Origin of the sequence: Streptomyces sp. G7(2002), assembly GCF_028870195.1 — a bacterium.
GTDB lineage: Bacteria > Actinomycetota > Actinomycetes > Streptomycetales > Streptomycetaceae > Streptomyces > Streptomyces nigrescens.
Map to the genome: position 1 here is coordinate 2,811,112 of NZ_CP102609.1, position 12,966 is coordinate 2,824,077.

A 12,966-nucleotide genomic window follows, 5' to 3' on the forward strand; every position below is an offset into this window, starting at 1 on the left:
TGCCTCTCTTCGGTTCCCGCGCTCTCCGACTCCCGATGGTCCGGTCCCGTTCCCCGGGCCGGTTCACACCGGCCAGACGTTACACGTGTCAGTTGAGCGGGGGAGCGCGCTCCGCCCCGACCCGCCGGAGATTTCCGCTGTGCGAGGATGCCCGGCAGGATGACTGACCGAGCCGGCCCACGGGCCACCCCAACACCCCCGACCAGTGCGGCGGTTGCCCGTCGCGCCGGGGTCTCGCGCGCGACGGTCTCCTACGTCCTGAACGGGCAGGCCGCCGGGCGGGTCGGCGAGCGCACCCAGGCCAGGGTCCGGGCCGCCGCCGAGGAACTGGGGTATGTGCCGCACGCCGCCGCCCGCAGTCTGCGGGCCGGCCGGGGCCGCATCGTACTGCTGGCCGCCCCCGCCGACGCCGCCGAGGTCTTCGGCCCCCTCATCACCCGCTTCCTGGCCGGTTTCCAGACCGCGCTGCACCGCCTCGGCTACACCGGCGTGCTGCACGGTGCGCCCGCGCACTCCCCCATGGCGGCCGCCCGCGCCTGGGCCGAACTGCGGCCCGCCGCCGTACTGAACCTGTACGGACCGCCGCTGGACGCGCCCGCCGTCGAGCTGCTGCACCGCGCCGGCACCGCCGCGGTCCTGGTCCTCGGCCGGTCGGCGCCAGCCGGCGCCCACACCCTCCTCCTCGACCAGCGGGAGGCCGGACTCCGGGCCGGTGAACACCTCCTGGCCCGCGGCCGCCGGCGGATCGGGGTGGTGCGGCCCGCCGAGCCGGGGCCGGCGGACTGCGCGGAGCTCCGGCTGGCGGGCGTACGGGCCGCGGCCGCCGCGCACCCCGGCGCACAGGTGCGCCCGCTCGACCTCGCCCGCACCGAGGAGTCCGCGGCGGAACTGGCCGCCGCCTGGCCGGAGCTGGGTCTGGACGCGGTGTTCGGGTACAACGACGAGTACGCGATGCTGCTGATGCGCGCCCTCCAGGACGCCGGCCACACCGTCGGCGCCGAAGGCCCGGACCGCCTCGCGGTGGTCGGCGTGGACGATCTGCTGCCGGCGCGGCTGCTGCGCCCCCGGCTGACCAGTGTCCGCGCCGAGATCACACCCCCGGAGCGGATCGCCGGCCTGGTCGCCGACCTGCTCCTCGACCCGGCCGCCCCGCCCGAGACCCACCGGCTGGGCACCTTCCACGTCATGGCCCGCGAGTCGGGCTGACGCGACGGCCGCGGGCGCCGCTACAGCTCCTTGCGCATCAGCGTGCACATCGTCTCGTACCGGCGCACCACCCCGTCCGGCCCCTGCGCGTCCCAGGCCTCGGGCTGCCGCCCGTACGCCCGGTAGCCCAGCCGCTCGTAGAGGGCGCGCGCCCGCGGATTGTCCTCCTCCACGGCGAGTTCGGCACGGTGCACCCCGCGGCCGCGTATCCGCTCTTCGGCCGCGGCGATCAGGACACTCCCGATACCGCACGACTGGAGGGCGGGCAGCACCGCGAGCTGCCACAGCAGGCCCGCGTCCGGCCGTGCGCGGTGGTCGACCCCGCCGATCGCGACCGGCTCCCCGGAGGGCGGGCAGACCGCGAGATAGTCCACTTCGCCGAGCCGGGCCCTCACCAACTCCCGCTCCACATGCGCCAGATGGAGCGGCGATCCGGACCAGCCGCAGGCCGGCAGATCGGCGGGTGTCAGATCGCGCACGGTCAGCGGCACGGTGACGGCCCGAGCGCCGGGCGGCGTGCCGCGGCCGTCCGGCGCCCTCATTGCCAGTCCTTCTCGGGGGTGGCCGCGGCCAGGACGTCCCGGGCTCCGGTGCGCAGCGGGACGCCGTGCGGGACGCACACCGTGTCGACCTCGTCGAGGGCGGCGAGCCGCCGGAAGGAGGCGATGGCCTCCTCGCGTGCGACATTGCCGGGGCCGAGGACCGCCCGGGTGCCGTCGGGGGTGGCGCCGATGATGTCGCCGGGGAAGAGCAGCCGGCTCTCGGGGAGGTGCAGCGCGATCCCGCCGGGTGTGTGGCCGGGGACGTGCAGCACCCGCACCGGCTCCGGCCAGCCGTCGAGGGTGTCCCCCTCGTGCAGGGCGACATCGACCTCGACAGGGCGCAGCGGCGGGATCCCGGCGGCCGCGAAATCAGCCATGATCCCTTCGAACAGCGACCGCTCCGCGGGGCTGAACACCGGCGCGGGTTCGGGTGCGGTGCCGCGGATGTACGGGGCGTCCAGCGCGCCGGCCAGTACGCGGGCGCCGGTGGCGTCGACCAGGTCGGCGGCGGAGCCCATGTGGTCGATGTGGGAGTGGGTGAGCACGATCTGCCGCAGCTGGTCCGGCCGGCCGCCGAGCCGGGCCAGTGCGCCGAGGACGGCGGGGGCCGAGCCGGGGACGCCGGTGTCGATGGCGGCGTATCCGTCGTCGGGGAGGGCGACGAGGTACACATGCCCGACGGGGAAGGCGAGTTGCCAGACGGTGGGGGTGATCTCGGTGAGTGCGTCCATGGCCTGGACGCTAGCGAGCACAGAGCCGGTGGCCACCGGCTTTGCGCCGTGGGCGGATTGAGCGCGGAGCGGAAGCGTCCCGGCACACGAGGGCGGAAGGCGGCCGGAACCTGTCTTGCCTTTGGTGCGTCTCATCGCCGAACCAAGGAGGCATGTCATGCGAGGATCCCACCTCTCCCGCACCCGTACCCTCACCACCGTGCTCGCCCTGGCGGTGTCCGGCACCGCCGTGCTGTCCGGCTGCGGCCAGAAGCAGCAGACCGTGGGCAGCGCGCCGCCGCCGAAGAAGCCGGACGCCTTCGAGCAGCGCGCGGACCAGATCGTGCGGCACTGGCCGAAGGTCGACCCGGTCTCCGGGCGGAAGCAGGCGCTGCTGCCGCTGGCCGGCGCGGACCGGCCCAAGAACACGGGAGTACGCGAGATCACCGTCACCGTCGGGCACAGCGCCTGCGATGTCCGCTTCGGCGCCCGCAGCCATGAGTCGAAGGACCTGGTGGTGATCACCGGCTGGGGCAAGCGGAAGAGCTCCAAGGGGATGTGCACCGAGCAGCTGGCGACCGACAAGGTGAAGGTGCGGCTCAAGAGCGCGCTGGGCGACCGCAAGGTCGTGGACGCGGCCACCGGCAAGGACCTCCTCAAGGGCTGACCGCCGGTCCGCCGCGGCGGCCGGTCCGGTGCGCCGCTCCGCCTTCGAGGGCGCTCCACGCCCCAGGGGGTGTCTCCCCGCTCTCCGTGGGAGACACCCCCTAGGCTCGCCCGCATGAGCCCTTCCACCGCCACCAACACCCGTGTCGACCTGCCCGAGCTGCTGGAGTTCGTCCGCCCCCGGCACCGTGCGATCCTGCTCACCCGCCGCAGCGACGGCACCCCGCAGGGCTCGCCGCTGACCTGCGGGGTGGACGACTCCGGGCGGCTGGTGATGGCGACGTACCCGGAGCGCGCCAAGGTCCGTAACGCCCGCCGGGTGTCCTCGGTCAGCGTCATCGTGCTGTCGGACGAGTGGAACGGTCCGTGGGTGCAGATCGACGGCGAGGCCGAGATCATCGATACCCCGGATTCGATCGAGCCGCTCGTCGAGTACTACCGCAACATCGCCGGTGAGCACCCGGACTGGGACCAGTACCGGGAGGCGATGCGCAAGCAGGGCAAGTCGCTGATCCGGGTGACGCCGCTGCGCTGGGGGCCGGTCGCGACCGGCGGTTTCCCGGCCCGGCTCACGGAGGGCGGCGGCGCGTAGGGCGCACCGCCACGCCCCGTACGGGCGGGCCGGCGTCAACGGGTGGTGCGGGTCCCGCCGTTGACGTTCAGGACCTGGCCGGTGAGGTGCCGGGCCGCAGGTGACGCCAGGAAGGCCACCGTTCCCGCGATGTCTTCCGGGCTCCCCGCGCGGCCCACCGCCGCGTTCGCCACCAGCTGGTCGCGGCGCTCGTCGGTGAGCCGGTCGCGGAAGAATTCGGTGTCGGCGATATAGCCCGGTGCGACGACGTTGGCGGTGATGTCGCGGGGGCCGAGGGTCCGGGACAGTTCGACGTTCCAGGAGGCGAGGCCGGCCTTGGCCGCCCCGTAGGAGCCGGCACCCTGGTCGGCGGCGATCGACCCGAGGTGGACGACCGCGCCGCCGGCCGCCAGCCGTCCGTCCAGCGCCCGGGTGGTCAGGGCGGCGCTGACCAGGTTCGCGTCGAGGTTGGCGCGGAAGTCCCGGGCCCAGGACGCCAGGTCGGTGGCCGCGTCGGTGTCGAAGTCGGTGTTGCCGCCGGCGTTGTTGACCAGGACGTCGATCCGCTCGGGGAGCCGGTCGAGCAGCTCGGTGAGCGACCCGGGGTCGGTGTGGTCGCACACCAGCGGGCGTACGGTTCCCCGGCCGGCCGCGGTCTCCTCCAGGGGTGCGAGGCGCCGGCCGGTGACGAGGACGTCGTCGCCACGGTCCGCGAAGTGGTGGGCGACGGCGCGTCCGATGCCGGTTCCGCCGCCGGTGACCAGGATGGTGCGTGACATATGCTGAGCTCCGTCCATCACGTTCAGGTCTAAATTTAGAGCTGAACATAACATCGCCGGGAGGGCCCGTGGCAAGAGAATCCGAGGCGGAGGGCGGCGACGGCCGCCCGGAGGCCGAGGCCTCCCCCTACCCCGTGGAGGAGATCGCCGCCGCCTGGGAGCGCGAGCGCCCCGGCACCCCGGTCTCCTCGATCGGGATCGTGACGCCGATCTGGCAGCTGGCGAAGCTGCTGGGCGACGACCGGCGCCGGGTACTGGCCCGCGCCGGGATGGACCCGGCCACCCTCGATCTGCTCAGCGTGCTGCGCCGCAGCGGCGAGCCCTACACCCTGACGACCCGTGAGCTCGGCCGTCGCTCCATGGTCACCGCGGGAGCGGTCTCCCAGCGGGTGGCCCGCGCCGAGCGCGAGGGGCTGGTCACCCGCCGGCCCGGCGAGGGCCGCCCGCGGACGGTCCTCGTCGAGCTGACCCCGGCCGGCCATGACCTGATCGAGGCCACCGTCGACCAAGTGCTCCACCGCGAGGCGGAGTTGATCGACGGGCTCACCCCCGCGCAGCAGGAACAGCTCGCCGGTCTGCTGCGGATCCTGCTCCAGGACACCCAGCGCAAGCTCGGCGACGACCGGATCGGCCAGGTCGGCGAGGCCTGAGGAGGGCCTTCGCCGGTCAGGTGCGGGGCGCCGGGAGGGCCAGGGAGGGGAAGAGCGCCTCGTCGGGCAGTCCGAGCTGCGCCCGGAAGGCGGCACGGCCCGCCGCGGTGAGGGTGAGGATGCGGGTGGCGACGGCCTTGACGACCCAGTCGCGCTCCAGGGCGTGCCGGTAGAGCGCGGCACCGACCGCGCCGGAGAGATGCTGACGGCGCACCGTCCAGTCGAGGCAGGTGCGGACATGGGCCCGGTGGGCGGCCGGCGGCGCGGCGTCGGGGATGCCGAGCGCGGCGAGCCAGTCGGCGCCGGCGGCGGTCAGCACCAGGCCGTAGTCCCGCGCCAGCAGGCCGCGTTCGGTCATCGCCTCGGCGATGGCGACGCCGAGGGCGCCGGCGATGTGGTCGTAGCACGTCCGGGCGTGGTGCAGCGCCCGGCGGTGGTTGGCCTCGGCCAGGGAGCGGATCGGGACCTGGCGGTAGGGGGCCAGACCGGCGAGGTTCTCCAGGGTCTCCGCGGTCTCCGGCCCGGCCAGCCGTACGTATCGCCGTCGCCCCTGGCGCTCCTCGGCGAGCAGTCCGCCGGAGACCAGGAGGTTGAGGTGCTCGGTGGTGGTGGACGGCGCCACCGCGGCGTATTCGGCCAGTTCGCCCGCGGTCCAGGTGCCGCCGTCGAGCAGGGCCATACAGATCGCGGCACGGGTGCGGTCCGCGAGCAGCGCCGCGAGGGCGGCCAGATCGGGGGTTTCCGCGACGCTTTCCTGATCGGCGTCCCATCGTTTCATGTACACAGAGTAACCTCTGATAACATTTCGGTGAGCACCGAATCAACCGGCTTCTATCCTCGGCACCATGAAAGGCGCGCTGGAGGAAAGCAGTTCGGTCGCCCCGGCGCTGCTGTCCACGGAGAACGACGACGGGACATTCGTGCTGGTCGAGCTGCGCATCCGGTGGGAGCTCGGACCGGTCGTCAGCGTCTGGCTGCCGGCTCGCGGCCGGACCGCGCAGAACCTCGCGGTACGCCCGGACGTGGTCTTCAATCTGCCGCCGGACGGGACGGGCACCGAGGAGGGGACCAGCGCCCTGCCGTACTCCACGGACGCGCCGTGGACGGAGCCGTCCGAGCTGGTCCGGCCGCCCCGACTGGTGCACTGTCCGGTGCAGTTGGAGGCGCGCCGGGTCGGCGAGCGGACGGTCACCGACGGCGCGTGGACACAGATCGAGGCGCAGGTGCTGCGGGTGCATGCCGATCCGCGGTGGGTGCTGCCGCTGGGCGACGGGCGGATCGACCTGGGGGCGTGGCATCCGCCGGTGCACGATTTCCGGCCGCCGGGCACTCCCCCGCCGCAGGCCGTGCCGGCGTCCGCACAGGAGATGGCACGGCAGTTGGGGCGGCGCTTCCCGGCCGCACGCGGCGGCTCCTAGGGCAGCGGCCGCGGCGCAGCGGGCCCGGCAGCACAAACGCCGCGGCGCCTGCCCTCCGGTCGGGGGAGGAGGCAGGCGCCGCGGTTGTTCCGCACGACGTTGTACGGGACATCGGGGGACGGTCGGTCACACGGTCAGTGCCCGGTCCGTCGGCTTGATGGGAGCCGGCAGGGCGCTGACTCCGGTGAGGAAGCGGTCCACGCCCTTGGCCGCGGAACGGCCCTCGGCGATGGCCCACACGATCAGGGACTGGCCGCGCCCGGCGTCACCGGCGACATACACACCGGGGACGTTGGTGGCGAAGTCGGCGTCGCGCGCGACATTGCCGCGCTCGTCGAGCTCCAGGCCGAACTGCTCGACCAGGCCGTTCTCCTGGTCGGTGCCGGTGAAGCCCATCGCGAGGGTGACCAGCTGGGCCGGGATCTTCCGCTCGGTGCCGGGCTTCGGCGTCGGACGGCCGTCCTTGAACTCCACCTCGGTCAGGTGCAGCCACTGGACGTTGCCGTCCTCGTCGCCCTCGAAGTGGGTGGTGGAGACGGAGTAGACCCGCTCGCCGCCCTCCTCGTGCGCGGAGGTGACCTTGTAGAGCATCGGGAAGGTCGGCCAGGGCTGGTTGGCGTTCCGCTCCTCGCCGGGCTGGGGCATGATCTCCAGCTGGGTGACGGAGGCCGCGCCCTGACGGTGGGCGGTGCCGACGCAGTCCGCGCCGGTGTCGCCGCCGCCGATGACCACGACGTGCTTGCCCTCGGCGGTGATCGGGGCGACGGTCAGGTCCCCCTCCTGCACCTTGTTGGCGAGCGGGAGGTACTCCATCGCGAAGTGGATGCCGTTCAGCTCACGGCCGGGCACCGGCAGATCGCGGGAGGTGGTGGATCCGGCGGCGATGACGACGGCGTCGTAGCGCTTGCGCAGCTTCTTGGCGTCGAGGTCGCGGCCGATCTCCACCTCGGTGCGGAACTTGGTGCCCTCCGCGCGCATCTGCTCGATGCGGCGGTTGATGTGGCGCTTCTCCATCTTGAACTCGGGGATGCCGTAGCGGAGGAGACCACCGATACGGTCCGCGCGCTCGTAGACGGCGACGGTGTGGCCGGCCCGGGTCAGCTGCTGGGCGGCGGCCAGTCCGGCCGGACCGGAGCCGATGACGGCGACGGTCTTGCCGGAGAGGCGCTCGGGCGGCTGCGGGGTGACGTCCCCGTTGTCCCACGCCTTGTCGATGATGGAGACCTCGACGTTCTTGATGGTCACCGGCGGCTGGTTGATGCCCAGCACACAGGCGGCCTCACAGGGCGCGGGGCAGAGGCGACCGGTGAACTCCGGGAAGTTGTTGGTCGCGTGCAGCCGCTCGCTGGCCTCGGTCCAGTCCTCGCGGTAGGCGTAGTCGTTCCACTCGGGGATGAGGTTTCCGAGCGGGCAGCCGTTGTGGCAGAACGGGATACCGCAGTCCATACAGCGCGACGCCTGCTTGCTGATGATCGGCAGCAGGGAGCCGGGCTGGTAGACCTCGTTCCAGTCCTTGACGCGCTCCTCGACGGGGCGGGTCTTGGCGACCTCGCGCTCGTGGTTCAGGAAGCCCTTGGGGTCAGCCATTGGTCGCCGCCTCCATCATCTTCTCGTGGGTCTCGGACTCGGAGAGTCCGGCCTGCTCAGCGGCGTCCTTGGCGACGAGCACTGCCTGGTACGTGGGCGGGATGACCTTGCTGAAGCGCGCGGCTGCGGCATCCCAGTCGGCGAGGAGCTTGGCCGCGACGGTGGAGCCGGTCTCCTCCTGGTGGCGCTGCACGACGTCGTGCAGCCACTGCTTGTCGGCCTCGTCCAGCGGGTTCACCGCGTCGACGAGCTCCTTGTTGACGTTGGCCTTGTCGAGGTCGATGACGTAGGCGAAGCCGCCGGACATACCGGCCGCGAAGTTACGGCCCGTCTCGCCCAGCACGACCGCGTTGCCGCCGGTCATGTACTCGCAGCCGTGGTCGCCGACGCCCTCGGAGACCACCGTGGCACCGGAGTTGCGGACGCAGAAGCGTTCGCCGACCCGGCCGCGCAGGAACAGCTCGCCGCCGGTGGCGCCGTAGGCGAGGGTGTTGCCCGCGATGGTCGAGTACTCGGCGAGGTGGTCGGCGCCGCGGTCCGGGCGGACGACGACCCGGCCGCCCGACAGGCCCTTGCCGACGTAGTCGTTGGCGTCGCCCTCCAGGCGCAGCGTGATGCCGCGCGGCAGGAACGCGCCGAAGGACTGGCCGGCGGAGCCGGTGAAGGTGATGTCGATGGTGTCGTCGGGCAGACCGGCACCGCCGAACTTCTTGGTGACCTCGTGGCCGAGCATGGTGCCGACGGTCCGGTTGATGTTCCGGATCGCGACCTGGGCCCGCACCGGCTGGGCGGCCTCGGCGGTGTCCGCGGCCAGGGCGTCGGCGGCGAGCTTGATCAGCTCGTTGTCGAGCGCCTTCGCCAGGCCGTGGTCCTGCTCGATGACCTGGTGGCGCACGGCGCCCTCGGCCAGCTCGGGGACGTGCAGCAGCGGGGCCAGGTCCAGGCCCTGCGCCTTCCAGTGGTCCACCGCGCGGGAGGTGTTCAGCAGCTCGGCGTGGCCGATGGCCTCGTCGAGGGTGCGGAAGCCCAGCTCGGCGAGGAGCTCACGGACCTCTTCGGCGATGAACTGGAAGAAGTTGACGACGTACTCGGCCTTGCCGTTGAACCGCTCGCGCAGCGCAGGGTTCTGGGTGGCGATACCGACCGGGCAGGTGTCCAGGTGGCAGACCCGCATCATGACGCAGCCGGAGACGACCAGCGGTGCGGTCGCGAAGCCGTACTCCTCGGCGCCCAGCAGGGCGGCGATGACGACATCGCGGCCGGTCTTGAGCTGGCCGTCGGTCTGCACCACGATGCGGTCGCGCAGGCCGTTGAGCAGCAGCGTCTGCTGGGTCTCGGCCAGGCCCAGCTCCCAGGGGCCGCCCGCGTGCTTGAGCGAGGTGAGCGGGGAGGCACCCGTACCGCCGTCGTGGCCGGAGATCAGGACCACGTCCGCGTGCGCCTTGGAGACACCCGCGGCGACGGTGCCGACGCCGACCTCGGAGACCAGCTTCACGTGGATGCGGGCCTGCGGGTTGGCGTTCTTGAGGTCGTGGATCAGCTGAGCCAGGTCCTCGATGGAGTAGATGTCGTGGTGCGGCGGCGGGGAGATCAGGCCGACGCCCGGGGTGGAGTGCCGGGTCTTGGCGACCCACGGGTAGACCTTGTGGCCGGGCAGCTGGCCGCCCTCGCCGGGCTTGGCGCCCTGGGCCATCTTGATCTGGATGTCGTCGGAGTTGACGAGGTACTCGGACGTCACACCGAAGCGGCCGGAGGCGACCTGCTTGATGGACGAGCGGCGCGCCGGGTCGTAGAGACGCTCGGGGTCCTCGCCGCCCTCACCGGTGTTGGACTTGCCGCCCAGCTGGTTCATGGCGATGGCGAGGGTCTCGTGCGCCTCCTGGGAGATGGAGCCGTACGACATGGCGCCGGTGGAGAAGCGCTTGACGATCTCGGACGCCGGCTCGACCTCCTCGATCGGGATCGAGGGGCGGTCGGCGGCGAAGGAGAACAGACCGCGCAGCGTCATCAGCCGCTCGGACTGCTCGTTCACCCGGTCGGTGTACTGCTTGAAGATGTCGTAGCGGCGCGAGCGGGTGGAGTGCTGGAGCCGGAAGACGGTGTCCGGGTCGAAGAGGTGCGGCTCGCCCTCGCGGCGCCACTGGTACTCGCCGCCGATGTCCAGCGCGCGGTGCGTGGCGGCGATGCCGGAGGCCGGGTAGGCCTTGGCGTGCCTCGCTGCGACCTCCTTGGCGATGATGTCCAGACCGGCGCCGCCGATCTTGGTGGCGGTGCCGTGGAAGTACTTCTCGACGAACGCCTCGTCCAGGCCGACGGCCTCGAAGACCTGCGCGCCGCGGTAGGAGGCGACGGTCGAGATGCCCATCTTGGACATGACCTTCAGGACGCCCTTGCCGAGCGCCTTGATGAGGTTCTTGATGGCGGCCTCGGCCTCGATGCCGGGCAGGAAGGTGCCGGCGCGGACGAGGTCCTCGACCGACTCCATGGCCAGGTACGGGTTGACGGCCGCGGCACCGAAGCCGATGAGCAGCGCGACATGGTGCACCTCGCGCACATCGCCGGCCTCGACGAGCAGACCGACCTGGGTGCGCTCCTTGGTGCCGATGAGGTGGTGGTGGACCGCGGCGGTGAGCAGCAGCGACGGGATCGGCGCGTGCTCGGCGTCCGAGTGGCGGTCGGAGAGCACGATCAGCCGGGCGCCGTCGTCGATGGCGGCGTCCGCCTCGGCGCAGATCTCCTCGATCCGGGCGGCCAGCGACTCGCCGCCGCCGGAGACCCGGTAGAGGCCGGAGAGGGTCACGGCCTTCATGCCGGGCATGTCGCCGTCGGCGTTGATGTGGACGAGCTTGGCGAGCTCGTCGTTGTCGATGACCGGGAAGGGCAGGGTCACGCTGCGGCAGGAGGACGGGGTCGGCTCCAGGAGGTTGCCCTGGGGGCCGAGGGAGGAGATCAGCGAGGTGACGAGCTCCTCGCGGATGGCGTCCAGCGGCGGGTTGGTGACCTGCGCGAAGAGCTGGGTGAAGTAGTCGAAGAGCAGCCGGGGGCGCTCGGAGAGCGCGGCGATCGGCGAGTCGGTGCCCATCGAGCCGATGGGCTCGGCGCCGGCCTTGGCCATCGGGGCGAGGATGACGCGCAGCTCTTCCTCGGTGTAGCCGAAGGTCTGCTGGCGGCGGGTGACCGAGGCGTGGGTGTGCACGATGTGCTCACGCTCGGGCAGGTCCGCCAGCTCGATCAGACCGGAGTCCAGCCACTCCTGGTAGGGCTGCTCGCCGGCGAGCTGCGCCTTGATCTCGTCGTCCTCGATGATGCGGTGCTCGGCGGTGTCCACGAGGAACATCCGGCCGGGCTGCAGGCGGCCCTTGCGGACGACCTTCGCGGGGTCGATGTCCAGGACGCCGACCTCGGAGGAGAGCACGACCAGGCCGTCGTCGGTGACCCAGTAGCGGCCGGGGCGCAGACCGTTGCGGTCGAGGACCGCGCCGACCTGGGTGCCGTCGGTGAAGGTGACACAGGCCGGGCCGTCCCAGGGCTCCATCATCGTGGAGTGGTACTGGTAGAAGGCCCGCCGGGCCGGGTCCATGGAGGGGGAGTTCTCCCACGCCTCGGGGACCATCATCAGCACGGAGTGCGGCAGCGAGCGGCCTCCGAGGTGGAGCAGCTCCAGGACCTCGTCGAAGGAGGCGGAGTCGGAGGCGTCCGGGGTGCAGACCGGGAAGATCCGCTCCAGGTCCTCGCTGCCGAAGAGCTTGGAGGCGAGCTGCGACTCACGGGCGCGCATCCAGTTGCGGTTGCCCTTGACCGTGTTGATCTCGCCGTTGTGCGCGACGAAGCGGTACGGGTGGGCCAGCGGCCAGCTCGGGAAGGTGTTGGTGGAGAACCGCGAGTGCACCAGCGCGATGGCGGTGGCGAAGCGGCGGTCGGACAGGTCCGGGAAAAAGGGCTCCAGCTGTCCGGTGGTGAGCATGCCCTTGTAGACGATCGTCCGGGCGGACAGCGAGGGGAAGTAGACCCCGGCCTCCCGCTCGGCGCGCTTGCGCAGCGCGAAGGCCTTGCGGTCCAGCGCCAGGCCGGTGTTCTTGCCGTCGCCGACGAAGATCTGGGAGAAGGCGGGCATGGTGGCGCGCGCGCCGTTGCCCAGCAGCTGCGGGGCGACCGGGACCACCCGCCAGCCGATGACGTCCAGGCCCTCTTCACCGGCCATCGTCTCGATGCGCGAGACGGCGTCGGCCGCTTCCTGGGCGTCGGACGGGAGGAAGGCGATACCGACGGCGTAGGCGCCGGCCTCGGGGAGCTCGAAGGTGACGTTCTCGCGAAGGAACGCGTCCGGCACCTGGAGCAGGATGCCGGCGCCGTCGCCCGAGTCGGGCTCCGAGCCGGTGGCACCGCGGTGCTCCAGATTCGTCAGGACGGTGAGCGCCTGCTCGACCAGTGCGTGGCTGGCCTCGCCGGTGAGGGTGGCCACAAAGCCGACGCCACAGGCGTCGTGCTCATTGCGGGGGTCGTACATCCCCTGCTGGGCGGGGCGGCCGTCCATGGGCGACCAGGCGGCGGCGTCGCTGCTGCTGGTGGTCGCGGAGTGCGTGGACGCGAAACGCATCGGCTCTCCCAACGTCGTCGTGGCATAGGCATTGCCGAGGGACGACGTTGGCCCTCCGCGAAATTTCGTGCAGGTTACAGGATGACTCCCTTCTCAAAAAGCGAAAAGGGGCTTCCAGCATGCGGACACCGCACCTGCGGTGAGTCAGTACGCGGACGGAATCGAGGCCGTCCCACAAGGCGGCGTTCGGCGAGCGACATTGCCCGCGACGCCTGGGCCTTATGCCCGGCCGTCAACAAA

11 protein-coding genes are annotated in these 12,966 nt (G+C 72.0%); 5 read left to right on the plus strand and 6 right to left on the minus strand.

All coding sequences use genetic code 11. The annotated features are described in order from the left end of the window. Positions 1-159: 159 nt before the first annotated feature. Entirely contained in the window at positions 160-1,206 is a 1,047-nt protein-coding gene (locus NUT86_RS11475; RefSeq protein WP_274734976.1) for a LacI family DNA-binding transcriptional regulator, read from the plus strand. 20 nt (positions 1,207-1,226) lie between these two features. On the opposite strand, the gene NUT86_RS11480 is transcribed toward NUT86_RS11475, so the two are convergent. Together NUT86_RS11480 and NUT86_RS11485 are read right to left on the minus strand one after the other, a co-directional pair. Continuing rightward, positions 1,227-1,748 (minus strand): GNAT family N-acetyltransferase, encoded by a 522-nt coding sequence (locus tag NUT86_RS11480; protein ID WP_274734978.1) that lies wholly within the window; start codon positions 1,746-1,748, stop codon positions 1,227-1,229. Next, positions 1,745-2,479: an MBL fold metallo-hydrolase gene (locus NUT86_RS11485; RefSeq protein WP_274734980.1), complete on the minus strand. Its 735-nt coding sequence runs from the start codon at positions 2,477-2,479 to the stop codon at positions 1,745-1,747. The genes NUT86_RS11480 and NUT86_RS11485 overlap by 4 nt, the downstream gene beginning before the upstream one ends. Positions 2,480-2,636: 157 nt before the next feature. On the opposite strand from NUT86_RS11485, the gene NUT86_RS11490 reads away from it, so the two are divergent. Next, a complete protein-coding gene (locus tag NUT86_RS11490; RefSeq protein WP_018090323.1) occupies positions 2,637-3,125 on the plus strand; it encodes a hypothetical protein in 489 nt (162 codons plus the stop codon). A gap of 114 nt (positions 3,126-3,239) precedes the next feature. After that, a complete protein-coding gene (locus NUT86_RS11495) occupies positions 3,240-3,716 on the plus strand; it encodes a PPOX class F420-dependent oxidoreductase (protein ID WP_093644796.1) in 477 nt (158 codons plus the stop codon). 35 nt (positions 3,717-3,751) lie between these two features. Here the strand turns inward: NUT86_RS11495 and NUT86_RS11500 are convergent, their stop codons facing one another. Further along, entirely contained in the window at positions 3,752-4,474 is a 723-nt protein-coding gene (locus NUT86_RS11500; protein ID WP_159488624.1) for an SDR family NAD(P)-dependent oxidoreductase, read from the minus strand. A 68-nt stretch (positions 4,475-4,542) separates the two neighbouring features. Here NUT86_RS11500 and NUT86_RS11505 point away from each other — a divergent pair, with 68 nt between their 5' ends. Next, positions 4,543-5,124, plus strand: a complete 582-nt coding sequence (locus NUT86_RS11505) for a MarR family winged helix-turn-helix transcriptional regulator (RefSeq protein WP_018090320.1) — start codon at positions 4,543-4,545, stop codon at positions 5,122-5,124. A 16-nt stretch (positions 5,125-5,140) separates the two neighbouring features. Here the strand turns inward: NUT86_RS11505 and NUT86_RS11510 are convergent, their stop codons facing one another. Continuing rightward, positions 5,141-5,902: an ArsR/SmtB family transcription factor gene (locus NUT86_RS11510; protein ID WP_026169754.1), complete on the minus strand. Its 762-nt coding sequence runs from the start codon at positions 5,900-5,902 to the stop codon at positions 5,141-5,143. Between the two features lie 67 nt (positions 5,903-5,969). Between NUT86_RS11510 and NUT86_RS11515 the strand changes: the two genes are divergently transcribed. After that, complete coding sequence (locus NUT86_RS11515; protein ID WP_266446272.1) at positions 5,970-6,542, plus strand: hypothetical protein; 573 nt, start codon at positions 5,970-5,972, stop codon at positions 6,540-6,542. Between the two features lie 126 nt (positions 6,543-6,668). Here NUT86_RS11515 and NUT86_RS11520 read toward each other — a convergent pair whose 3' ends face one another. Together NUT86_RS11520 and gltB are read right to left on the minus strand one after the other, a co-directional pair. After that, the gene (locus NUT86_RS11520; RefSeq protein WP_093644802.1) at positions 6,669-8,129 is read right to left on the minus strand and encodes a glutamate synthase subunit beta; all 1,461 of its coding nucleotides are present in this window, start codon (positions 8,127-8,129) and stop codon (positions 6,669-6,671) included. Then, entirely contained in the window at positions 8,122-12,726 is a 4,605-nt protein-coding gene (gene gltB, locus NUT86_RS11525; RefSeq protein ID WP_018090316.1) for a glutamate synthase large subunit, read from the minus strand. The genes NUT86_RS11520 and gltB overlap by 8 nt, the downstream gene beginning before the upstream one ends. Positions 12,727-12,966 lie beyond the last annotated feature (240 nt).